Source organism: Frankia alni ACN14a (genome assembly GCF_000058485.1).
GTDB lineage: Bacteria > Actinomycetota > Actinomycetes > Frankiales > Frankiaceae > Frankia > Frankia alni.
Genome location: NC_008278.1, coordinates 6,272,001 through 6,294,967, shown reverse-complemented (window position 1 = coordinate 6,294,967; position 22,967 = coordinate 6,272,001). Strand labels below are relative to the sequence as shown.

Annotated in this window: 23 protein-coding genes; 22 read left to right on the top strand and 1 reads right to left on the bottom strand. The window is 69.6% G+C overall.

From position 1 onward, the window contains the following. Entirely contained in the window at window positions 1-189 is a 189-nt protein-coding gene (gene rpmB, locus FRAAL_RS32135; protein ID WP_055409184.1) for a 50S ribosomal protein L28, read from the bottom strand. 217 nt (window positions 190-406) lie between these two features. Between rpmB and recG the strand changes: the two genes are divergently transcribed. The 22 genes from recG (at window position 407) to FRAAL_RS25215 (ending at window position 22,811) form a co-directional block, all read left to right on the top strand. Continuing rightward, window positions 407-2,584 (top strand): ATP-dependent DNA helicase RecG, encoded by a 2,178-nt coding sequence (gene recG / locus FRAAL_RS25310; protein ID WP_011606881.1) that lies wholly within the window; start codon window positions 407-409, stop codon window positions 2,582-2,584. Between the two features lie 11 nt (window positions 2,585-2,595). Beyond that, window positions 2,596-3,153 (top strand): 16S rRNA (guanine(966)-N(2))-methyltransferase RsmD, encoded by a 558-nt coding sequence (gene rsmD / locus FRAAL_RS32130; RefSeq protein ID WP_083867048.1) that lies wholly within the window; start codon window positions 2,596-2,598, stop codon window positions 3,151-3,153. Then, the gene (coaD, locus tag FRAAL_RS25305) at window positions 3,150-3,638 is read left to right on the top strand and encodes a pantetheine-phosphate adenylyltransferase (protein WP_011606879.1); all 489 of its coding nucleotides are present in this window, start codon (window positions 3,150-3,152) and stop codon (window positions 3,636-3,638) included. Before rsmD ends, coaD begins: the two co-directional genes overlap by 4 nt. 346 nt (window positions 3,639-3,984) lie before the next feature. Next, the gene (locus FRAAL_RS25300; protein WP_041939762.1) at window positions 3,985-4,599 is read left to right on the top strand and encodes a YceD family protein; all 615 of its coding nucleotides are present in this window, start codon (window positions 3,985-3,987) and stop codon (window positions 4,597-4,599) included. Next, entirely contained in the window at window positions 4,599-4,769 is a 171-nt protein-coding gene (gene rpmF / locus FRAAL_RS32125; protein WP_009742317.1) for a 50S ribosomal protein L32, read from the top strand. The genes FRAAL_RS25300 and rpmF overlap by 1 nt, the downstream gene beginning before the upstream one ends. A gap of 6 nt (window positions 4,770-4,775) precedes the next feature. Beyond that, window positions 4,776-5,849, top strand: coding sequence for a phosphate acetyl/acyltransferase (locus tag FRAAL_RS25295; protein WP_011606877.1), 1,074 nt, complete (start codon window positions 4,776-4,778; stop codon window positions 5,847-5,849). Continuing rightward, complete coding sequence (gene rnc, locus FRAAL_RS25290) at window positions 5,846-6,664, top strand: ribonuclease III (RefSeq protein ID WP_011606876.1); 819 nt, start codon at window positions 5,846-5,848, stop codon at window positions 6,662-6,664. The genes FRAAL_RS25295 and rnc overlap by 4 nt, the downstream gene beginning before the upstream one ends. A gap of 97 nt (window positions 6,665-6,761) precedes the next feature. Further along, entirely contained in the window at window positions 6,762-7,727 is a 966-nt protein-coding gene (mutM, locus tag FRAAL_RS25285) for a bifunctional DNA-formamidopyrimidine glycosylase/DNA-(apurinic or apyrimidinic site) lyase (protein WP_011606874.1), read from the top strand. A gap of 205 nt (window positions 7,728-7,932) precedes the next feature. Then, window positions 7,933-8,697 carry a DUF2786 domain-containing protein gene (locus FRAAL_RS25280; protein ID WP_041939761.1) on the top strand — a complete coding sequence of 255 codons (765 nt, stop codon included), beginning with the start codon at window positions 7,933-7,935 and terminating at the stop codon, window positions 8,695-8,697. A 392-nt stretch (window positions 8,698-9,089) separates the two neighbouring features. Next, window positions 9,090-9,401 carry an acylphosphatase gene (locus tag FRAAL_RS25275; RefSeq protein ID WP_041940996.1) on the top strand — a complete coding sequence of 104 codons (312 nt, stop codon included), beginning with the start codon at window positions 9,090-9,092 and terminating at the stop codon, window positions 9,399-9,401. A 213-nt stretch (window positions 9,402-9,614) separates the two neighbouring features. Continuing rightward, a complete protein-coding gene (locus tag FRAAL_RS25270; RefSeq protein ID WP_011606869.1) occupies window positions 9,615-9,812 on the top strand; it encodes a hypothetical protein in 198 nt (65 codons plus the stop codon). A 428-nt stretch (window positions 9,813-10,240) separates the two neighbouring features. Next, window positions 10,241-14,077, top strand: a complete 3,837-nt coding sequence (locus tag FRAAL_RS25265; RefSeq protein ID WP_041939760.1) for an AAA family ATPase — start codon at window positions 10,241-10,243, stop codon at window positions 14,075-14,077. Window positions 14,078-14,146: 69 nt separating this feature from the next. Continuing rightward, entirely contained in the window at window positions 14,147-15,415 is a 1,269-nt protein-coding gene (ftsY, locus tag FRAAL_RS25260) for a signal recognition particle-docking protein FtsY (protein ID WP_011606867.1), read from the top strand. A 483-nt stretch (window positions 15,416-15,898) separates the two neighbouring features. Further along, window positions 15,899-17,452, top strand: coding sequence for a signal recognition particle protein (gene ffh, locus FRAAL_RS25255; protein WP_011606865.1), 1,554 nt, complete (start codon window positions 15,899-15,901; stop codon window positions 17,450-17,452). A 241-nt stretch (window positions 17,453-17,693) separates the two neighbouring features. Continuing rightward, entirely contained in the window at window positions 17,694-18,140 is a 447-nt protein-coding gene (gene rpsP / locus FRAAL_RS25250) for a 30S ribosomal protein S16 (protein WP_011606864.1), read from the top strand. Continuing rightward, complete coding sequence (locus tag FRAAL_RS25245; protein WP_009742328.1) at window positions 18,141-18,374, top strand: RNA-binding protein; 234 nt, start codon at window positions 18,141-18,143, stop codon at window positions 18,372-18,374. It abuts the gene before it with no gap. A gap of 47 nt (window positions 18,375-18,421) precedes the next feature. Next, window positions 18,422-18,964 (top strand): ribosome maturation factor RimM, encoded by a 543-nt coding sequence (rimM, locus tag FRAAL_RS25240; protein ID WP_011606863.1) that lies wholly within the window; start codon window positions 18,422-18,424, stop codon window positions 18,962-18,964. 83 nt (window positions 18,965-19,047) lie between these two features. Beyond that, a complete protein-coding gene (gene trmD, locus FRAAL_RS25235; RefSeq protein ID WP_011606862.1) occupies window positions 19,048-19,842 on the top strand; it encodes a tRNA (guanosine(37)-N1)-methyltransferase TrmD in 795 nt (264 codons plus the stop codon). Window positions 19,843-20,105: 263 nt separating this feature from the next. Further along, the gene (gene rplS, locus FRAAL_RS25230) at window positions 20,106-20,462 is read left to right on the top strand and encodes a 50S ribosomal protein L19 (RefSeq protein ID WP_011606861.1); all 357 of its coding nucleotides are present in this window, start codon (window positions 20,106-20,108) and stop codon (window positions 20,460-20,462) included. A gap of 503 nt (window positions 20,463-20,965) precedes the next feature. Further along, window positions 20,966-21,796, top strand: coding sequence for a signal peptidase I (gene lepB / locus FRAAL_RS25225; protein WP_231861345.1), 831 nt, complete (start codon window positions 20,966-20,968; stop codon window positions 21,794-21,796). Further along, window positions 21,793-22,518 (top strand): ribonuclease HII, encoded by a 726-nt coding sequence (locus FRAAL_RS25220; protein ID WP_011606859.1) that lies wholly within the window; start codon window positions 21,793-21,795, stop codon window positions 22,516-22,518. The genes lepB and FRAAL_RS25220 overlap by 4 nt, the downstream gene beginning before the upstream one ends. Next, window positions 22,515-22,811: a DUF2469 domain-containing protein gene (locus tag FRAAL_RS25215; protein WP_011606858.1), complete on the top strand. Its 297-nt coding sequence runs from the start codon at window positions 22,515-22,517 to the stop codon at window positions 22,809-22,811. Before FRAAL_RS25220 ends, FRAAL_RS25215 begins: the two co-directional genes overlap by 4 nt. The last annotated feature ends 156 nt before the right edge of the window (window positions 22,812-22,967 follow it).

The window sequence follows — 22,967 nt, the reverse complement described above, 5'->3', positions numbered from 1 at the left end:
TCAGGCGCGCGCGACCTTGCCCGCCTTGATGCAGGAGGTGCAGACGTTCAGCCGCCGACGGGTTCCACCCACGACGGCCCGGACGGTCTGAATGTTCGGGTTCCAGCGACGGCGAGTGCGTCGGTGGGAGTGGGAGACCGACATACCGAAGCCCGGCCCCTTGCCGCAGACGTCGCACACCGAAGACACGAGAAACACTCCGTCGAAGTAGTAATGATCCCGGCGTATGCCCGGGACGTCGGGCGGTCAGGACCGCGATCATACTCATCCCGTGAGCCTGATGGCCTGGTCGGGAGAACTCGCGCAGCAGAGACCAGGTTGAGGTTACCCCAGGCGATGTGGTCTCGGTCGTGGGGCACGGGGCGACCGAGCTTGGCGCCGTCGGCGGTTCGGGCAATATCTGGGTGTGGTCGACCTCGACACGCCCCTGAAGTCACTCCTCGGTCCGCGGGCCGCCACCCTGTTGGCGGAGGGCCTCGAGCTGCATGTGGTCGGTGACCTCCTGGCGCATCTGCCCCGCCGGTATCACGAGCGGGGCGAACTGACGGATCTTGCCGACCTGGTCGTCGGTGACACAGTCACGGTCCAGGCGCGGGTGGAGAAGATCGAGCGCCGACCGATGCGGGGCAGCCGCCGGTCCATGTTGCGGGTCACAGTGACGGACGGCACCCATCCACTCGCTCTGACCTTCTTCAACCAGAGCTGGCGGGAACGCGACCTTCGTGCTGGGACAACGGCGCTGTTCGCCGGAAAGGTCGACGAGTACCGCGGCCACCGCCAGCTGACCAACCCCGAGGTCCAGCTGCTGGAGTCGGAGGTCGAGGGCGACGTCACCGGCGCGCAGTTCGCAAACGCGCTGGTGCCGATCTACCCCGCCGCCGCCAAAGTACCGAGCTGGACCTTGGCCAGATGCGTCCGCCTGGCCTTGGACTCCCTCGGCCCTCTTGAGGACCCGCTGCCGGAGGACCTGCGTCGGCGGCATCGACTGTGCACGCTCGCCGAGGCGTACCGGCTGGTGCATCAGCCTTCCAGCCGCGTCGAGGTCGCTACGGGGCGCAAGCGTCTGACCTGGGACGAGGCTCTGGTTCTGCAGGTCGCGCTGGCGCGCCGCCGCCGCGACGTGCAAGCGTTGGCGACGACCGCCCGCAGCGCCAGGCCGGACGGCCTGTTGGCCGCATTCGACGCCGCACTGCCCTTCCCTCTCACAGCGGGCCAGCGTGAGGTGGGTGCCACCATCGCGGCGGACATCGGGCGCCCGGTGCCGATGCACCGCCTCCTGCAGGGCGAGGTCGGGTCGGGCAAGACGGTCGTGGCGCTGCGGTCGATGCTCATCGTGGTTGACGCGGGCGGCCAGGCTGTTCTCCTCGCTCCGACCGAGACGCTCGCTGCCCAGCACTACCGGAGCCTGCGGGAGATGCTTGGTGATCTCGCGCGATCCGGTGAGCTCGGCGCCGATGAACAAGCGACTCGTGTGATCCTGGTCACTGGTTCGATGGGCGCCCGCGCTCGGCGGGAAGCGTTGGCGGACATATCAGAGGGTTCAGCCGGTCTCGTCGTGGGGACGCATGCTCTGCTACACGAGGAGGTCGTCTTCGCGGATCTCGGGCTGATCATCGTCGACGAGCAGCACCGATTCGGGGTCGAGCAGCGAGACGCACTGCGGGCGCGGGGCCGGCGACCCCCGCATCTGCTGGTCATGACGGCGACCCCGATCCCACGGACCGTGGCCATGACGGTCTTCGGTGATCTCGAGGTATCCGAGCTCACCGAGTTGCCGAGCGGCCGTTCTCCGATCGCCACGTTCGTCGTTCCCGCGGCCATCCGCTCGTGGGCCGATCGGATGTGGGGCCGGATCCGTGACGAGGTCGCGGCCGGTCGCCAGGCCTATGTTGTCTGCCCCCGAATCGGCGGGGACAGCTTGGACGACGACCCCGGCGCGCTCTCGGACGAGCCGGCGGGGCAAACGGGACGTCCGGCGGCGACGGTGACGGACGTGCTGCCACAGTTGATGGACGGTGAACTCGCGGGCCTGCGGGTGGAACCACTTCACGGCCGTCTCCCGGCGGCGCAGCGGGAGGCCACGATGACCCGCTTCGCCCAGGGAGAGATCGATGTGCTGGTGGCGACCACAGTCATCGAAGTCGGGGTGAACGTGCCCAACGCAACGGTGATGGTGGTTCTCGACGCGGATCGGTTCGGGGTGTCGCAGCTGCACCAGCTGCGGGGACGGGTGGGGCGCGGCACCGCACCCGGGTGGTGTCTGTTGCATACAGCGACGGACCAGGGAACGCCAGCCTGGCACAGGCTGGGAGCGGTCGCCGCGACCAACGACGGCGCCGAACTCGCTCGACTCGATCTGGCTCAGCGCCGGGAGGGGGACGTACTCGGCGCGGCTCAGTCCGGGGGACGCCGATCCCTGAAGTTGCTGGCGCTGCTGAGAGACGAGGACCTGATCCGAGAGGCGCGCACCGAGGCAACCCGGCTGGTTGATGCCGATCCCGAACTGGATCGGCATCCTGCTCTGCGGCGGCTGCTTGACGCCGCGCTCGATGACGCCAGTGCCGCGTTTCTCGAGAAGGGATGACCGGCGCCTCGATGACGCGAATTATCGGTGGAACCGCAGGTGGACGCCAACTCCTCGTTCCCGCAGGTCGAGCCACCCGGCCGACATCCGATCGCGCCCGCGAGGGTCTGTTCAACACGCTGTCGACGTGTGTCGACCTGCCGGGTGCCCGGGTCGCGGATCTCTACGCGGGCTCGGGTGCGGTGGGCCTGGAGGCGTTGTCCCGTGGCGCGGCGCACGCGCTTCTTGTCGACCATGACCCGGCAGCGGTCCGAGCCCTGCGGCGAAACGTGACTGCCCTGGGTCTTTCGGGCGCAGAGATCATCCAGGCCTCGGTAGCGCGTGTGGTGCAGAACACTTCCGGGGATCCCTACGATGTGATGTTTCTCGATCCGCCCTATGCGATGAGCGACGTCGAGCTCGGCGAAGTACTCGCAAAGCTCCGCGGCAGCGCATGGCTGGCTGCGGACGGTGTCTGCGTGGTCGAAAGGTCCCACCGGTCGGGTCCGGTTGCATGGCCGGACGGCCTGTGTGCACTACGTGACCGGAGGTACGGGGAGGGTGTTCTCTGGTACGGTATTCGATCATGAGGAGGGCAGTCTGTCCCGGTTCATTTGATCCGATCACCAATGGCCATCTCGACATCGTCATCAGGGCGAGCAAGCTCTTCGACGAGGTGGTGGTCGCCGTTTCGATCAACAAGAACAAGGCCACCCTGTTCACCATCGACGAGCGCATGGAGCTCATTCGTGAGGCGGTGCGCAATCATCCGATGGCGCCGTCCAACGTCGTGGTGGACGCATCACACGGCCTGGTGGTCGACTTCTGTCGTGCCCGTGGTATCCAGTCGATCGTCAAAGGTCTGCGCGCGGTCAGCGATTTCGACTACGAACTGCAGATGGCCCAGATGAACAATTCGCTCGCAGGTGTGGAGACGCTCTTCATGAGCACGAACCCGCAGTATGCTTTTCTGTCCTCGAGCCTGGTGAAGGAGGTCGCTCGCTACGGCGGGGACGTCTCGCACCTCGTGCCCGACGTGGTGCTCAAGCAGCTCCGCGAGCGCGCGGTCGAGTAGCCGCTTCTGCAGCCGCCGGGGTGCGTCCGATGCCGCTCGCCCGCCAGTCCACTTTGCAGGGGGGCTGGAATGGGCTGGATGGGTGGCCATGAGGCCTGTCTCCTGGCAGGTGCCGACTGGCAGGCGCCGGCAGCGGGCCGGTCGGGTCGCGACGCGATCGGATACGCTGGACGCGTAGTCGGCGACTGCTGGGGTGCGTCCGGCGGTCCTCCGGGGTGCCTTGAAGGGCGGCCGGGGGGCTGGCTTCTCGGTCGTCAGCCGGCGCTGCAACAGTCCCACCCTCCACGTAGGGCCCGCCACTGCGGGCTTTCCCGAGCCGAACCTAGACGTGAATTCGACTGCCGCCATGACTGGATCCCACCCCCGCCGTAGGGCGCCCAAGGGCCCCTTGGTGCTCGACACCCGTGAGCTCGGCCGACGGCCGGGGTCGATGCGCCGTGTCCGGACACAGGCGGCGCTACCTGCCGATCTCGGGACCGAGATGATGTGGGTGCCCGCGGGAGCCACTGCCGCGCTGGATCTCCGACTGGAGTCGGTGATCGAGGGGGTGTTGGTCAGCGGCACGATCGTGGCCCCGCTGCGAGGCGAGTGCGGTCGTTGTCTCGACGAGGTGTCCGACGTCGGCACTGTCGAGGTCCGGGAGCTTTTCTACTACGCTGACCGGGCCGTGGACGTGGCGGATGACGACGACGCGCGGGTCCTGGTCGACGACCACGCCGACCTTGAGCCCGTGGTCCGGGACGCGCTTGTGCTGGACCTGCCGCTGTCCCCCACCTGCCGGCCGGACTGCGCGGGACTGTGCGCGGACTGCGGGGCACGGCTCGACGAGGTCGGGCCACATCACTCCCACGACCGCCTCGACGCGCGGTGGGCTGCGTTGTCCGCTCTTGCGGAAGACGGCGCTCCGACGGGAACTGATCAGGGTCGGTCCGACCCTGACGAGAGCAAGGAGAAGAAATAGTGGCCGTCCCGAAGCGACGCACCTCGCGCAGCAACACCCGGTCTCGCCGTTCGCAGTGGAAGGCCAAGGTGCCGACCCTCGCGAAGTGCTCCCGGGGGCATGTGATCCGGCCGCACACTGTGTGCACGACGTGCGGCCGGTACAACGACCGTCAGGTGCTAGACGTCTGAGCCGATGTGACCCGCATCGCCGTTGATCTGCTTGGGGAGGGGCTCCCTTTCGGGCCCCTCCTTGAGGCGTTGCCCACCGCGTTGGACGCGGACCCGCGCCTGGTGCTGATCCTGGTTTCGCCTGCCGAAGGTGTCCGTGAGGAGCTGGCACGGCTTGGAATCTCGGCTGGCGAAAGGGTGCTGCTGAGATCCGCCACCCACACGGTGGCCGGCGGGCCCGCTGCCCTTCGTCAGGTCCGCTCGCGCAGGGACGCCGGCGTCCGGGTGGCAGCCCGGCTGGCACGTGAGGGTGACGCCGATGCGATGGTGTCGGTGGCACCCGTCGAGTCGGTTGTCGCCGCCGCCCAGTTCACCCACGGACTGCTTCCGGGCGCGACACGAGCGGTACTGGCTGCGATCATCGGGCGGCAGGATGCGGGCGTCGTGTTGTGCGACGCAGGATCGGCCACAGGGGTGACGGCCGATGAGCTTGCCCAGTCCGCGCTGCTGGGCAGCGCATATGCGGCCCTGCGATTCGCGGTGGAGGCACCCCGGGTCGGGCTGGTGGCACCACGAAAAGCGCTGTTGGATCCGGCACGGCGCCTCGCCGACGAGCTGCTTCGGTCGCTCGATCTGAATTATGCCGGTCCGTGCACGGTGGAGAGTGTCCTGGCCCGACCTGAGTCGGCCGGTCAGGATCGGGCGGCGGCTGGCTGGTCTTCCGTAGCAGGCTCAGACCGGCGGCTGGAGGTCGCGGTGACTGACGGCTACACCGGAGATGTCGTGCTGTCGACCATTCGAGGTGTATCGAGCTGGGAACGTCGAGGTTCTGCCGGCGGCACCGATGCCGGCCTGGATCCGGCATGGGGAACATTGGAAGATCCTGATGTGCGAGGGGGAACGATCGTGCTAGGGGTCGACGGTATCGCGGTCCATGCGGAGCACACCCGAGGAGGATCCGTGGACGCCGGGGCCGGCGGGCTGCTCGCGGCGCTGAGGGTGGCGTCCTTGGCTGTACGCGGGGATCTCGTCCCTCGAACCCGGGCTGCGATGGCGACTCTGGTTGCGCGGCGGCGGGCGCTGGCTGGGTTGGCCGGATGACGCGCCATCTTCCGCCTCCTCCGCCCCGGGATGGCCTGATCGAGGTCCTCGAGGCTGCCGTCGATCCGGAGCTGCTGGACCGGGCGCTCACGCACCGTTCCTACGCCTACGAAAAGGGCGGTCTTCCAACCAACGAGCGGTTGGAGTTCCTGGGTGATGCGGTGCTCGGTCTCGTCGTGACCGCCGCGCTTTTCCTCCGTCATCCTGATCTTCCCGAGGGGCAGCTGGCCAAGCAACGAGCCTCGGTGGTGAACATGCGGGCACTCGCTGACGTGGCCCGTGGCATCGGTCCAGACGGTCTCGGGCCCTACCTGCTGCTCGGCCGGGGGGAGGAGACGACCGGAGGCCGCGACAAGGCGAGCATCCTGGCCGACACCCTTGAGGCCATCATCGGGGCGGTCTATCTCTCGGCCGGCCTCGACGCGGCTTCCATTTTCGTGCATCGCCTGTTCGATCCGTTGTTGGACGAGGCTGCGGGTCGTGGCGCCGGCCTGGACTGGAAGACCTCGTTGCAGGAGCAGACGGCCCTGCTCGCCCTCGGGCCGCCCGAATATGTAGTCGAGGAGGCCGGTCCCGATCACGCCAAGAGGTTCACCGCGCACGCGCGCATCGCCGGCGAGCCGTTGGGAGAGGGAGAGGGCGGCAGCAAGAAGGAAGCGGAGCAGCGAGCCGCGGCAGCGGCCTTCGCAGTGCTGGAGAGCCGAGCGGCCGCGGCGGCACAGCAGGATGGAGACAGCCGCCCGACCGGTCCCGCAGTGCTCGGCGATGCTTCCGTGGCAGGTCCATCGAGCCGGGGGCACGTCTCGGGCCCCTGACGCTGGTGATCGGCGACTGTCATGCACTGACGTCCCGTTTCGTACGGATGGCCCGGATCGGTTCCGCCCCTGACATCATCCCCGACGGTCGGAGATCATGCCTGAGCTACCAGAGGTGGAGGTCGTGCGCCGCGGGCTGCAGCGCGGTGTCGTTGGCCGGGTGATCGCCTCGGTTGCGGTGTGTCATCCGCGTGCCGTGCGCCGTCATCCGGCCGGCGCCGGCGACTTCGCCGCTCTGCTCGTCGGGCAGCGGGTGACGGCCGCGAGACGTCGCGGCAAGTACCTCTGGCTAGCGCTGAGGACGGACCTCGCGGCCGCGGTTGCGGCCGCGGCGCCGGCGCTGGCGATCGAACCGGGGACAGAGGGTGCGCCGGCGGGTCTGCCCGTGCTGGAGTCGCCCCCGTCTGCCGCACCCGACGATGCCCTGATCGCGCATCTCGGTATGAGTGGTCAACTACTCGTGGTGCCGCCGACGACTCCGGACCAGAGACACCTGCGCATTCGCTTCACCTTCGTCGACGGAGGCCGGGAACTGCGGTTCGTCGACCAGCGCACCTTCGGCGGCTTGGCGGTCGCCGTCGGCGGCGGGGAGCTGCCCGAGCCGGTCGCCCACATCGCCCGGGACCCGCTTGATCCCGCCTTCGACGAGGACCTCGTCGTCCGGCGACTGCGTGACCGCCGTACCGGCGTCAAGCGGGCGCTGCTCGATCAGACGCTGGTCAGCGGTGTGGGCAACATCTATGCGGACGAGGCGCTGTGGGCGGCCAGGATGCACTACGCCCATCCGACCGAGACGTTGACCCGTCCCGAGGTCCGCCGGCTGCTGGATTGTGTCCGCACGGTCATGATTGCGGCCCTCGACGCGGGTGGGACGTCCTTCGACAGGCTGTATGTCTCGACCGACGGGGTCAGTGGACTGTTTGAGCGGTCACTGGCGGTCTATGGTCGCGCAGGGCAGCCCTGCGGCCGGTGTGGGGACACGATCCGCCGCGACGCATTCATGAACAGATCCAGCTTCACCTGCCCCACCTGCCAGCGCCCACCCCGCCGACCCAGATGGTAGGATTCGATCAGACGTTCGAAGATGCACGCCTCCTTGAGAGGTGACCGCGAACGTGGCAGCGCGAGGCCGGTGAGAGCCCGCTCTCGCGCTGGACCACACTGCCGCCTCATCCGGGGCCGAGTCGGGATGTTCCCGGCTCGGTGAGGCTCCACCGACGGCGTCGGGTCGTGCTGTGGCCGCCCGAGGCGAGAGGGACGGAGATGCCATGAATCCGGATGCGCTGCTCGGCCGGGTGCGGAAACTCCTGGCCATGGCGGAGGCCGAAGGTCTCACCGAGGCCGCCAGGGAGTCGTACAACGTCAAGGCGGCCGAGCTCATCGCGCAGTACGGGATCGACCGCGCGCTCATCGAGGAGGCCGCGCCGAGCCGGGTCGCCGCCGCAGACCTTGTGGTTGCCCTCGACTCGCCCTACGCCCGAGACAAGGTCTCGCTGTTGGCGAGCATCGCGGCCCCGCTGGGGTGCCGGCTCGTGCACCGCACGGTTCGCCGTGACCGCGGGACGGAGCATTCCGCGCACCTTTTCGGCATGGATGCGGACATTCGCCGGGTGCAGGTGTTGTTCACGTCGGTGCTTGTGCAGCAAGCACACGGACTGGCCGTCACGCGTCCGCCGCGGCATGAGGACCCGAGAGCGTTCCGCCGGTCGTGGATGGCCGGGTTCGCCCTGGCCGTCGCGCAGCGGTTGGCCCGTACGGAGCGGACGGCGCGTGAGCGGGCCCAGGCTCAGCAGCGGGCAGACGAACGCGACGGCCTGGAGAGCCACCCCTCGGTCGCGGTGGTCCTCGCGGACCGGAGTCAGCGGGTGGACGCGCATCTCGCCGCCGTCTACCCGCGCCTGCGTACACCGCGAGCGCGTCAGCTTTCCGGCAGCGGCGGTCGGGAGGGCTACCTGGCCGGCGAGCGAGCCGATCTCGGGCTCGGCAACCGGGTGTCCGGTCGAGTCTCGCCAGCGATCGGCTCGCGTGGATAGATGACAGATCTTCCTGGCTAGAGCTTGCCGCCCGGAAGATTGGGAACCGCGGTCTGCGTGGGGCCGGAGGTCCGTGGCGGAGCGTAGCCAGGTCCAATGATCTTGTTTGCGCCGTCAACCGGTTCCGGCGTCACATGACGATCGCCGTCGGTGCTTGCGTGCGGGACGGGTAGCGCTCCACCGTCCTGGGAGAAGTTCTGTCCGCAACCGCTGATCAGCAGCGCCGACCCGAGGGCTCCGCAGACGAGTGCCACGGCGGTGGACCTGCGGCGGGAGTGCGGCCCCAGCGGCCGCTTCCGTTGAGGTTCCACCGGCCGTCGCGCCTCGCTCGATCGGCCTGCCATGTCTGAGAGAGATGAGGTGTCCACGATGGGCTGTACCCTACCGTGCTGATGAGCGAGGTACCCATCAAGCAGACGATGCCTGGCCCGACCGTGGTCCGCTTCACGGCTCGTGTCGTCGGCCGTGTTCAAGGCGTCGGTTTTCGTGACTACGTGCGCACCCGCGGCCGCCGGCTCGGCTTGGTGGGAACGGCTACCAATATGCCCGATGGTGCTGTCGTGGTGATTGCGGAGGGCGGGGCGCCAGCGTGCCAGAATCTTGCCCGTCTGCTCGTGACGGGGCACACTCCAGGCTGGACGGATCGGGTCGAGGTGGTGTGGCAGAGGGCACAGGGCGATCTGGCTGACTTTCGCCGGAAGTGACTGCTTGTGGACACTGTGCTGGCCCAACTGTCGTCAGGATGACGGTCAAGTTTTTGCGTGTTCACCGGATCAGTCGGGGGGCATGTGGCATGCTCTTGACTTTCGGTCACTCGGCGTGGGACTCTAGGGCCATTGTTTGGGGCGCACTCTGATCTGTTCGGATCTTGTGTTGTCCGACACCCACTAGGTCACTCATCGTGGAGGACCATCACTATGGCGAAGGCCCTTTTCGGCCACGTCGGTTCCGGCAGCGACCTGCGTCTCTCCTACGAGGTACGCCGGCTCCGTGCTCGAGTTGCGGAGCTTGAGGCTGAACTGACCCGAGTACGCGAGGTTAACGAGGCACTGGTCGGTGGTGTCGACGTACCGGAGGATGTCCGGGCACTCGACGCCGAGCCGGCGTACAGCTGAACCGCAAGGTCGGCTATCGGGGGCGTTTCCTGACCGGAGCGCCCCTTCGTACTGACTACGCCCGGCTCTGAGCGATTTTTTGGCCTCGGTATGTGCGCGAATGGCTACATACTGTAATTGAGGCGTTGCTTGGTCGGGGGCGGTCGTCGTGGCGTCGGGGTCGTCGCTTGGGGGAGGACTCCTGGCGTGGCCCCGAAGTGCTGCGATGTTCCGTCCCCGTTCGGGGGCTGGGACCGCAGTGTCGGTCTTGCGGGAATCCTGGCGTAATAGGTTACTTCTCCGGCTCTGCGGGCCCTGTTCGGGACGCAAGCGCGGAGTGTATCCGTACGGTCGCTTTGTGTTGCTCGATAGGATGGGCACTCCCACGTCGGCTGATCCCGGCCATCCGTCACCAGTCCGGCGAGCCCTCCTCACCGCTCCGGAGACCGGTGCATCTCAAGAGCCTGACCCTGCGGGGCTTCAAGTCCTTTGCGAGCTCGACCTCCTTGCATCTCGAGCCCGGAATTACCTGTGTGGTGGGCCCGAATGGGTCGGGTAAGAGCAATGTGGTCGATGCCATCGCCTGGGTGCTCGGGGAGCAGGGCGCCAAGGCGTTGCGGGGCGGCACCATGTCGGACGTCATCTTTGCGGGCACACCCGCGCGCCCGGCGCTTGGTCGGGCGGAGGTGCTGCTCACGATCGACAACTCCGACGGCGCGTTGCCGATTGAGTACACCGAGGTAACCGTCGGTCGTCTCATGTTTCGCAGCGGGGAGAGCGAATACACGATCAACGGTACGGGATGCCGGCTCCTCGACATCCAGGAGCTCATGAGCGACTCGGGGATCGGCCGCGAGTTGCACGTGATCGTGGGCCAGGGCCAGCTTGACGCCGTGCTGCACGCACGCCCCGAAGATCGCCGTGCGTTCATCGAGGAGGCCGCCGGGGTTCTCAAGCACCGCAAGCGCAAGGAGAAGGCGCTGCGCAAGCTTGAGGCGATGGCGGCGAACCTCACCCGACTCACCGACCTCTCCGCGGAGCTACGTCGGCAGCTCGGCCCCCTCGGCCGGCAGGCGGAGATCGCGCGGAAGGCCGGAGTCATCCAGGCATCGCTCAGAGACGCCCGGCTTCGGCTGCTCGCGGACGAGCTGAACTCTGCCCGGACCGCGATCGCCTCGGACGTCGTGGACGAGGAGGCGCTGCGGCGACGGCTCACCGACTCGGAATCGGCGCAACATGCCGCAGCGCAGCGTGAGGCGCAGCTCCAGTCGGAGCTTGCCGCCGTCGTCCCCCGCGCGGCCGCGGCGCAGGAGACCTGGTATGCGATGGCCTCCCTGCGGGAGCGGTTGCTGGGAACCCGCTCGCTGGCGACCGAGCGAGCCCGGCTGCTGCGGATCGGATCCGATGAACTACGAGGTCGCCGTGATCCAGATGAGCTCGAGCAGGAGGCGATCGCGGTCCGGGAGCAGGAGATCGCGCTCACCGAGCGGTTGGAACGCGATCGCGAGCTGCTCGAGGAGGTGGTCGTCAGACGGGCGGATCTCGAGGCAGCGCTGGCAGACGAGGAACGCGAGCTGATCGCCGCCGCTCGCGCCGCGTCCTCCCGGCGTGAGGAGCTCGCTCGGCTCGCCGGTCAGGTCGAGGCCGCGCGGTCGAGGGCGACCGGCGCGGAGGAGGAGATCGCGCGGACGACGGAGGCCCTGACGGCCGCGCGGGAGCGCGATGCGGAGGCCGCACAGTCCACGACCGCGCTGCAGACGGAGCTCGCCCAGATGGAGGGCGCTCGAGAGGAACTCGCCGAAAGGCACGACGCCGCCGTGGCGGTGCACGCCAGCGCGACCGATCGCCTGGAGATGCTGCGGGCCGAGGAGCGTGCGGCCGAGCGGGACCGGGCATCCTGGACGGCGCGCCGTGATGCACTGCAGCTTTCGCTCGCGCCAGCCGACGGCGTGGCGGCTCTGCTCGAGGCCGTCGCGCGGGTGCGGGCCTCCGACAGCGAGCCGACCGCCGACACGGGCGTCCCGCGGGGCGGCGGCGAGGGGGCTCATGACGGGACCTCCGCAGGCGAAGCGTCGCCCGCGAGGTCCTCTGGCGGGAAGAGAAGCGGACCTGGTGGCCGTCGGCATCGATCAGGTGCGGCGAAGGACTCCGGCCCCGCCGACGGGCGACGATCCGAACTCCCGCCCCTGGACCCCTCTTTTGTGCCCCTCGGTCGGCTGTCCGACGTTGTGACCGTGCGGTCGGGAGCCGAGGTGGCGGTGGCCGCGGCGCTGGGGCCGGCCGCCGACGCGCTGCTGGTCGCCACGCCGACCGAGGTACTGACCGCGTTCGCCTGGCTGCGGCAGGCCGATGCCGGCCGAGCTGCGGTGGTGATTCCCGGGACCATGAGCGACGGGAGCGAGGCCGCAGGCGACGCCCATGATGCCGGCGGTTGGCCGCGTCCCGGCCGGGGTCGCGGCGAGCTGGACGAGCCGGTCGCTGGCATGGCGGGCCCGCTCCCCGAAGGCTGCGTGCCCGTTCTGGAGCTGGTGGAGTTCATCGACGACCGCTTCCGTTTCGCGCTGGTGTCGTTGCTCGAAGGCACCGTCGTCGTCGACGATCTGGCCGCCGCCGAGCTCGCCGTCCGGTCTCGGCCCGACCTGCGGACTGTCACAAGGTCCGGCGACGTCCTCGGTCCCGCAGCGTCGATCGGGGGCAGCGCACATCCGCCGTCGGCGATCGAGCTGCGTGCAGCGGCCGACGAGGCGGAGGCCGGAGTAGTGGAAGCAGCTCGACGGGCCGAGACGGCGCACGAGTCCTTCGAGCCCGCCAGGACCGAAGTGGCGCGGACCCGTTCGGCCATCGACGCGGCGCTGGCCGCCCTGCACGGGGCCGACGCCCGGTATCGGGCGCTGTCCGAGCAGGTCGCACAGCTTGAGCGGGCGTGGGGCGGTGCGGGCTCGGAGGTGGCGCGGCTCGAGGCCGCCCGCGGCCGCGCGGAGACGGCCAGGGACCGGGCCTATGGTGCTCTGTCCGAGCTGGAGACCGCCCTCGCCGCGACCTCGGCGCAGCCGGAGATCGACGAGCCGACGCCGGCCGAGCGGGACCGGCTGGTCTCCGCTACCTCGGCCGTGCGGGCCGCCGAGGTCGAGGCTCGGCTTGCCGTGCGGACCAGCGAGGAACGGGCGCGCGGCCTGCAGGGCCGAGCGGACGGGCTGATCCGGGCCGCGGCGAGCGAACGCGCGGCCCGGGTTGCCGCCGCCCGTCGGCGCGAGGTGCGCGAGCGGCAGGCCGCGGTCGCGGCGGCGCTTGGGGACGCCACCCAGGTGACCCTGGATCGGTTGGACCGTTCGTTGGCCCGAGCCGCGACCGAGCGTGCGGAGGCCGAAGCCCTGCGCCGGGCGACCGAGACGAACCTGGCCGCCGTGCGCGAGCAGGCGCGGGCGCTCGCTGCCGAGGTCGCGGCGCTGCGTGATGCGGCCCACCGCGACGAACTGGCCCGCGCGGAGAAGCGTCTGCGGGCGGAGACGCTCGAGACCAGGGCGATGGAGGAGTTCGGGATCGGAGCCGAGGACCTGGTGGCCGAGTTCGGGCCGCAGGTGCCGGTTCCGCCCGACGATCCGGACGGTACGCCGGCGCCGTTTGATCGGGCCGAGCAGACCGCGAGGGCGGCCGCCGCGGAGAAGCAGTTGACCCGCCTCGGCCGGATCAACCCACTCGCCCTGGAGGAGTTCGCTGCTCTGCAGGAGCGGGCGGCGTTCCTGTCGGCGCAGCTCGACGACATCAAGAGCACCCGACGGGACCTGCTGCTCGTGGTCGAGGAGGTCGACGTCCGGGTTCGTGAGGTGTTCGCCGCGGCCTTCGCCGACACCGCCCGGGAGTTCGAGGTGGTCTTCGCCACCCTCTTCCCCGGCGGGGAGGGGCGGCTGGTGCTCACGGATCCCGACGACATGCTGACCACCGGAATCGAGGTCGAGGCCCGCCCGCCGGGCAAGAAGGTCAAGCGACTGTCACTGCTGTCGGGTGGGGAGCGATCGCTGACCGCACTCGCGCTGCTGCTGGCGATCTTCCGGGCTCGTCCGTCACCGTTCTACGTCCTCGACGAGGTCGAGGCGGCGCTGGACGATCGCAACCTCGGCCGGTTGTTGAACGCCATCGAGGGACTGCGGCAGAAGTCCCAATTGATCATCATCACTCACCAGAAGCGGACCATGGAGATCGCCGACGCCCTGTACGGCGTGGCGATGCGCGGTGACGGAGTCACGACTGTGATCAGTCAGCGGTTGCGGGATCGCGCGGCTGTCTGACCCGGCCCGGGTGGGTGCCGGGGTGGGTGAGCACCCCGGACCGCCCCGGCCATCTGTCAGGATCGGGGGGTGGAGCTCCTCATCCTGATCGTCGTCATCGCCGTCGTCGCACTGGCCACCATGGGACTCGTGGTGGGCAGTGCCGTGCGGCGGCGCCCCCGCCGGGCTGTCGGAAGGGGCGGTCGGTCCGACACCGACCTGTCTCCCGGTGTCGGTGACGACGCCGAGGTGCCTCGCGATGCGCCGACCCGGACGATCGATGACGTTGGCCTGCCCGCCGCGCCCGAGACCGCGCCGCCCCGAGCGGACGCGTCCGGTCCGCCGGTGATCGGGGATGTCGCGACCGCGGGCCCGGCGGAGAACCTCGCGCCCTCGGTTCCGCCGCAGCAGCGTCCCCCGGCGGAGATGCCGGCCCCGGCGGCCGGCCGGTTGGTGCGCCTGCGTCTGCGCCTGTCCCGTTCGCAGAACGCACTCGGCCGCGGCCTGCTCTCCCTGCTCTCGGGTGACAATCTCGACGAGGAGACGTGGGAGGACGTGGAGGCGACTCTGCTCCTCGCCGACGTCGGCGTGGTGGCCACCGGTGAGCTGGTGGCGGCGCTGCGGGAACGCACGAAAGTGCTCGGCGCGAGTACTCCGGCCCAGGCGCGGGCGATGTTGCGCGATGAGCTGCTCGCCCAGGTGGGCACCGCGACCGATCGTTCGCTGCGGACGTCGGTGCCGGATCGTCCGGCCGTCGTTCTCGTCGTCGGGGTCAACGGCACCGGAAAGACCACGACCTGCGGCAAGGTCGCGCGGCTGCTGGTGGCCGAGGGGCGAACGGTGGTACTCGGCGCAGCCGACACCTTCCGAGCGGCGGCCGCGGACCAGCTGCAGACCTGGGGGGAGCGGGTCGGCGCCGTGACCGTCCGCGGGGCCGAGGGCGGCGACCCGGCCTCGGTCGCCTTCGATGCGGTGAAGCGGGGCATCGATTCAGCCGCCGACACGGTGCTGATCGACACCGCCGGCCGTCTGCACACCAAGACCGGACTGATGGACGAGTTGGCGAAGATCAAGCGAGTGGTCGGCAAGCACGGCCCTGTTGACGAGGTCCTGCTGGTGTTGGATGCCACCACCGGGCAGAACGCGTTGGTCCAGGCCCGGGTGTTCACCGAGGCGGTGGAGTTGTCCGGCGTCGTGCTGACGAAGCTCGACGGCACGGCTAAGGGCGGGATCGTCATCGCTGTGCAGCGCGAGCTCGGCGTGCCGGTCAAGCTGATCGGCCTGGGTGAGGGGCCGGACGACCTTGCTCCCTTCGAGCCCGAGGCCTTCGTTGACGCCCTGCTCGGCGAGCCGGTCTGACGGACCGGGCGCGCCCATCTCGTCGTGCGCCGCAAGAAGACCACGGAGTGTCACACGTCAAGGTCTTCCCGTCGCTCTGAATGTGATCTAGGCTTCAGCGCTGAGCGGAGCCGGGAGGCTCCTCGGTAAGCCGCGACCATCGTCCTCGGCGAGTTTCCGGCTGGGGGGTGAGCGTCCGGCGAGGCGTCTCGCCGTCCTCAGCGCAGAGGGCGGATCCGGCCGGTAGGAGACCTGGTCGGCGTCCGTGCGGGTATGCCTCGCCGGGCCGCGCATGGTTGCGGGGTGGCCCGGCAGCGTCGCGCGGTGCGTCGGCGTGCCTGGTCGCCCAGCGGGACCAGGGCCTGCCGTAGGGCGAGGGGCCGTCCAGTGCCGGCTGACCGTAGCCGGGTGGCCGGGGGTGTTCGGACGCGGGGTGTGTTGTCCTCGTCGTCGGGTGCGTACGCTGGTGCCTGCGGTCCGCCTGCGATCTCGGAGTGTGTGCGCGTGTTCGACACCCTTTCCAGCCGCCTCGACAAGGTCTTCACGTCGCTGCGTGGTCGGGGGCGCCTGACCGATGCGGACATCGACGCCACGGCACGGGAGATCCGGGTGGCGCTGCTGGAGGCGGATGTCGCGCTACCGGTGGTGCGCAGCTTCGTCGCGGCGATCAAGAGCCGGGCGCGGGGGGCCGAGGTCGGCGCCTCGCTGAATCCGGCCCAGCAGGTCATCAAGATTGTCAACGAGGAGCTCGTCGCCATCCTCGGCGGCGGCACGACGACTCTGCGGTTCGCCAAGACGCCGCCCACGGTGATCCTCCTCGCCGGCCTGCAGGGCACGGGCAAGACCACCCTCGCGGGCAAGCTGGGGCGGTGGCTGAAGGCACAGGGGCACACCCCGCTGCTGGTCGCTGCCGACCTGCAGCGCCCCAATGCGGTCAACCAGCTCCAGGTGGTCGGGGCACGCGCCGGTGTCGAAGTCTTCGCCCCCGAACCCGGTAACGGCGTCGGAGATCCGGTCCGCGTGGCTCGTGACGCCCTCGCCCACGCCCGCCGCCAGGTCTTCGACGTCGTCGTCGTCGACACGGCCGGCCGGCTGGGCGTCGACGAGGAGTTGATGCGTCAGGCCGCGGACATCCGTGATGCCGTCTCGCCGGACGAGATTCTCTTCGTCCTCGACGCCATGATCGGTCAGGACGCCGTCGCGACGGCCAACGCCTTTGCCGACGGCGTCGGGTTCAGCGGCGTGGTTCTGACCAAACTCGACGGTGACGCCCGCGGCGGCGCGGCGCTGTCGGTCGCCCAGGTGACCGGGCGTCCGATCATGTTCGCCTCCACCGGCGAGGCCCTCGACGACTTCGACGTCTTCCATCCGGAGCGGATGGCGTCGCGGATCCTCGGGATGGGCGACGTCCTCACCCTGATCGAGCAGGCGGAGAAGGCGTTCGAGGCCGAGCAGGCCGAGGCGATGGCCGCGAAGATGGCGGCCTCGGAGTTCACCCTCGAGGATTTCCTCGACCAGATGCTCACGGTCCGCAAGATGGGTCCGATCGGCAACCTGCTCGGCATGCTGCCCGGCATGGGGCAGATGAAGGAGCAGCTCGCCCAGGTCGATGACCGCGACGTGGACCGGGTGGTCGCCATCATCCGGTCGATGACGCCGGGGGAGCGGCGTGACCCCAAGATCCTTCAGGCCTCTCGTAAGGCGCGCGTGGCCCGCGGGTCCGGCGTCACGGTTACCGAGGTCAACCAGTTGCTCGACCGCTTCGCCGAGGCCCGCAAGGTGATGCGCCAGATGGCGGGTGGGATGGGGCTGCCCGGCGGGATGGCCCGGGCGAAGGCCGCCTCCGCCCGCAAGGCCGCCAAGAAGGGGAAGGGCGCGAACCGCAAGGGAAACCCGGCGGCGCGGGCGGCGCAGGCCAAGGCGCAGAAGTCCGCGGCCCAGGAGCGCCTCGGTAAGGCGCCTGGCTTCCCGGAGGGCATGCCGGATCTGGCGGCCCTCATGCGTCAGCAGGACGGCCTTGGCGGAATGCCGCCCGGAGGTTCGCGCGGCGGTCGCTGACAGGCGTGGCCCCGCCTGGAGAGTCCGTGCTCTCCCGGGTGCGCGGCTGACGGCTGCGGTCTGGCAGACTGTAAGCTCTAGTGCAGGCCCTGCCTGCCAGCGTCGGTGTGGCTGCCCTCCGATCTCGTGCTGTACGAGAGTGATTCGAGTGGTTGTTCCGGCGCTGGTGCTTCCCACCGTCGGACCTCCCGTACCTCCGGGGTTCGGCGGTCACCGACACGTCTGGAGCCGTTCGACCACCGTGGCAACCAAGATTAAATTGCAGCGTCTCGGCAAGATGCGCGAGCCGCATTACCGCATCGTCGTGGCCGACGCCCGCACCAAGCGGGACGGCCGGGTCATCGAGGCCATCGGGCAGTACCACCCGAAGTCCGACCCGAGCATCATCAAGGTCGACGCCGAGCGGGCCCAGCACTGGCTGTCGGTCGGGGCTCAGCCCACCGAGCCGGTTCTCGCGATCCTCAAGGTCACCGGTGACTGGCAGAAGTTCAAGAACCTGCCGGCCCCGCCGCCGATGAAGGTCGCCGAGCCGAAGGCGGACAAGCGGGAGATCTTCCAGGCGGCGGCACGGGCCGCCGCGGGCGCCGAGGACCGTCCGGCGACCACTCCGAAGAAGGCCAAGAAGGCCGCGTCGGCGGATGGCGCGGACGCGCCGGCCGCGGACGCGCCGACCGCCGCGGGGCAGTAGGTGCTGGAAGCGGCCCTCGAGCATCTCGTGCGGGGCATCGTCGATCATCCAGATGATGTTCGCGTGGATCTCAACAACGGTCGGCGCGGCCGAACCCTGGAAGTGCGGGTGCATCCCGACGACCTCGGGAAGGTCATCGGTCGGCGGGGCCGCACAGCCCGTGCTCTGCGCACGGTGATGGGCGGCGTTGGCGGCCGTGGACTGCGGATCGACGTCGTCGATGTGGACCGCTGACACGCGTCGGTCTGGCGACGTCACCGGTCCACCCGGCGTTCACCTCCGTGACTGAGCCGATCGTCGTCGGCCGGATCGGCCGACCGCATGGTGTTCGGGGCGACGTCACGATCGAGGTGCGGACGGATCTGCCGCAGCGCCGGTTCGCGCTGGGTGCGGTGCTCGGGCGTGAGGGCGGCGGTGCCCCCCTCACGGTCGCCGAGGCCCGCTGGCATTCGGGCCGTCTGCTTCTCCGCTTCCAGGGAGTCGAGGATCGTGGCGCCGCGGAGGCTCTCCGCGACGTTCTGCTGACCATCGACTCCGCCGAGGCCGGACCACCGGTGGACGACGACGAGGACGCCGAGGGTGAAGGCGGCGACATCTGGTGGGACCGTGACCTCGTCGGCCTGGAAGCGGTCACGACTGCCGGTGCCACGCTGGGGCGGGTGACGGATGTCATCCATGCGCCGGCGGGCGACCTGCTCGCTGTCGGGCGTCCGGGCGGGGGCGAGCATCTCGTTCCGTTTGTGCGGGAAATCGTCCCGACCGTGGATCCGGCGGCGGGTCGGATCGTCGTCGACCCACCGCCCGGTCTGCTCGATCTCGACTGATTCCGCTCCGGACCGGCCGGCGACGACCCGCCACTGCGGGCGCCCCCGGTTCGGGGCCGACCCCGACGCTCCGGGAGCTGCCGATGCGCGCCGACGTCGTGACGATCTTTCCTGCCTACCTGGAGCCGTTGCGCCTGTCCCTGGTGGGCCGGGCCCAGGAACGTGGCACCCTCGAGGTCCGTACCCACGACCTGCGCGCGTGGACCAGTGACGTGCACAGGACGGTCGATGACGCCCCCTACGGCGGTGGCCCGGGAATGGTGATGCGCCCCGAGCCGTGGGACGCGGCGCTGTCGGAGATCGCGGCATCGGACCCGGCGCGCCGCCCGCGTGTCGTGGTGCCGACCCCGGCGGGCCGGCCGTTCTCGCAGCGTCACGCCGAGGAGCTCGCGCAGGAGCCGTGGCTGGTCTTCTGCTGTGGTCGTTACGAGGGTATCGACGCCAGGGTGATCGAAACCTGGGCGGATGACGAGATCTCGATCGGTGATTACGTGCTGGCCGGCGGCGAGGTCGCCACATTGGTCATCCTCGAGGCGGTAGCCCGTCTCCTGCCGGGGGTGCTTGGCAACAGCGCGTCGGCGGCCGACGACTCGTTTTCCGACGGTCTGCTTGAGGCCCCGGCGTACACGCGTCCGCAGGTCTGGCGGGGCGTCGAGGTACCGGCGGTCCTGCGATCCGGGGACCACGCGGCGGTGGCCCGGTGGCGGCGGGCGCAAGCGCTTCGCCGTACCGTGGCGCGGCGGCCTGATCTGGTGGCGCAGGCCGAGTTGTCCGACGCAGACCGTGCCGTTCTCGACGCCGTCGCGGCCGAAGTCCAACAGGCCGCCACGCCTGGCGGTCAGCGCAGACCGCCGTGGCATCGTGATTCTCGGGCCTGACAGGCTCGGCCGACGGCCGGGGCGGGTGGCCGCCCTGGGGTGCGTGGTCGGAGTCGCCCGCGCGTGTGGCACAGTACAATGCAGTGTCCGCCGGTTCGTGACCGGCTCGGGTGGCCTCAGGTCGAATGATCCCTGCGGGACGTCTCCGTGGTGGAACCTGTCGACGCACGGGTCCGGGTCGGGCTCGGCCATGGGTTGTTCGCCGCGGTCGTGGGCCGAGGGCGCGGACGATCCACTCTCAACCTCTTCAGGAAGCGACTGCCATGCACACCCTGGACAGCCTCGACGCCGAGTCGCTGAGGACCGACGTGCCCGAGTTCTGGCCGGGCGACACCCTCAAGGTCCACGTGCGGGTCGTCGAAGGAAACCGTCAGCGCATCCAGGTCTTCCAGGGTGCTGTCATCCGTCGCCAGGGTGGCGGAGTGCGGGAGACCTTCACCGTCCGGAAGGTGAGCTTCGGCGTCGGCGTCGAGCGCACCTTCCCGCTGCACAGCCCGATCGTGTCCAAGATCGAGATCGTGACCCGCGGTGACGTTCGTCGGGCGAAGCTGTACTACCTGCGTCAGCTCCGCGGTAAGGCCGCCAAGATCAAGGAGAAGCGGGACCCGATCTCGCGCTGACGTCCTCAGTCACTCAGTGCCCCGCCCGGGCCGATTGTCGGCGACTTGCCGGTACTCCGTGCGCGTGTTGACCCCCTTCTTGGACGAAGATGGGCGGCACGGTCCGCAACGACGTCGCATGGGGCGGCTGGTGGCACGTCGACCGGTCCGATGAGGTCAGACGGTCGATCCAGCGAGGTGGCGGAGTGAACGCATCCAGTCCGGGTGGGCATCGTCCGCCGGGAGACGCAGGTGGCAGCCGGCCCGTCGATGATCCACGACGGGTCGGCCCCGCCTCCGAGGGGTCACCGCGGGTTTCACCTCTGCGGAGTGAATCCGCCGACGAACGGTCCGACCGGACTGTTGACCCCGCAGAGGCCCGTGAGGACGTCGGCGGCCCGGCCGCGCTCGACGGCGCGGGCGGAGAGCCGGCCCCAGGCGCGGACGAACCGGGGAGTGGTCGCCGAGTCGGTCGACCCGGATCGGGTGTCCGGGGCCGGGGCTCCTTCCTGCGCGAGCTGCCCGTGCTCGTTCTGGTCGCGTTTCTGCTGGCGCTGCTCATCAAGGCCCTGCTGGTCCAGGCCTTCTGGATCCCGTCGGAGTCGATGGAACGCACCCTGCTGGTCGACGACCGTGTGCTGGTCAACAAGGTCGTTTATCACTTTCGTGACGTGCATCGGGGCGAGATCGTCGTCTTCAACGGCAAGGGAACGGGTTTCGACCATCAGGAGTCGATCGTTCCCAAGCCCACCAATGTCGTCAGCAAGTTCGTCCGCGGTGCACAGAACCTGCTCGGCCTCGGGGCCCCAAGCGAAACCGATTTCATCAAGAGGGTCATTGGGGTCGGCGGCGACACGGTTGCGTGCTGTGATGCGGAGGGCCGCGTGACGGTGAACGGCCACCCGCTGGACGAGCCATACGTGTATCAGAACGACTACCAGCGTTTCGGCCCGGTGAAGGTACCTGCTGGCTATCTCTGGGTGATGGGAGATCATCGGGGGGCGTCGTCCGATGCCCGCCAGAACGGACCGATCCCCAAGGACAAGGTGGTGGGGCGTGCCTTCGTCCGGGTCTGGCCGCTGAGTCGGCTCGGGTTTCTCGGCGTACCGGGCACCTTCAGCGGGATCCCCGACGCGTCGGTTGCTCCTCGCGCGACGCCGGCGCCCACCGCACCCGGGGCGTCGGCGGCATCCGGTGCGGGGGCGGCCCAGCCCAGGCCGGGCCTGCCGGCGACAGACGACACGTCCCTGGTGGCGATCGTCGCGCTGGCCCCGCCGGCCTGGCGGGCCCGGCGCCGCCACCGGCCGCCCGCCATGGCAGGGAGTCCGGTCCCGCCGCGGCCCGGATCCCCATGAGGCCGCGTGGGGTCGTGATCCGGCGCGACGCCGGCCTGTTCGGTTACGAACGGGCGTTGGTGCGTTGTGGGCTCGGCCCGGTCGCCGGCGTCGACGAGGCCGGTCGTGGTGCCTGCGCCGGTCCTCTGGTTGTGGCCGCTGTGGTGCTCGGTCCTGATGGCAGGCGCCGGCTGTCGCCCCGGCTGGCCGACTCCAAGCTGCTAACCGAGCAGGTCCGAGAAGGACTCTTCGACGAGGTCCTGCGAGCGGCCGCGGACTGGTCCGCGGTGGTGATCCCGGCAGCGGAGATCGACCGGACCGGAGTACACGTGGCCAACATCACCGGCATGCGACGTGCTGTCGCGCGGTTGGGACATCGGCCGGGCTACGTGCTCACGGACGGGTTCGCGGTCGCCGGCTTCGGTACGGAGTCGTTGGCGGTCGTGAAGGGGGATCGGGTTGCCGCCTGCATCGCGGCGGCCTCGATCGTGGCGAAGGTGACGAGGGACCGGATCATGCGTGCGTTGCACACGCGCTATGCCGAGTACGATTTCGCGCAGCACAAGGGATACGTCACCGCGGCCCACGCGGCGGCGCTGGCGCGGTACGGACCGTGTGACGAGCATCGGAAGTCGTACGTCAACGTGGCCGCGCATGCGGTGCCGACGAGGGAAGCCCGATCATTGCGGCTGGAGGACAGAGTGCTTGCGACCAGCCTGCACGGCGTCACGGAGACCGCATGAGCGCGGAAGATCTCGAGAAGTACGAGACCGAGATGGAGCTTCAGCTCTACCGCGAGTATCGCGACGTGGTGGGGCTGTTCTCGTACGTCATCGAGACCGAACGCCGGTTCTACCTCGCCAACGACTATCAGATCGAGGTCAGGAACAGTACGGACGGTGAGGTCTTCTTCGAGTTGACCCTCCGGGATGCCTGGGTGTGGGACATGTTCCGGCCTGCGCGCTTCGTGAAGAATGTCCGGGTCGTCACTTTCAAGGACATCAATGTGGAGGAGCTGACCAAGGCCGAGCTCTGACGCTCCGCTCGTGGGTCGCAGGCCCTCTGTGATGCTGCCAGCCGGCTCTGCCTCGACTCCGCCCTCGCCCTGGTGACTACGTAGGCGGCGCTCCGGCCGGGGCGCTTCGTTCATCGGCCGCCCACCTCCGCCGGGGTCCCCTGGCCTGTGCCCGAC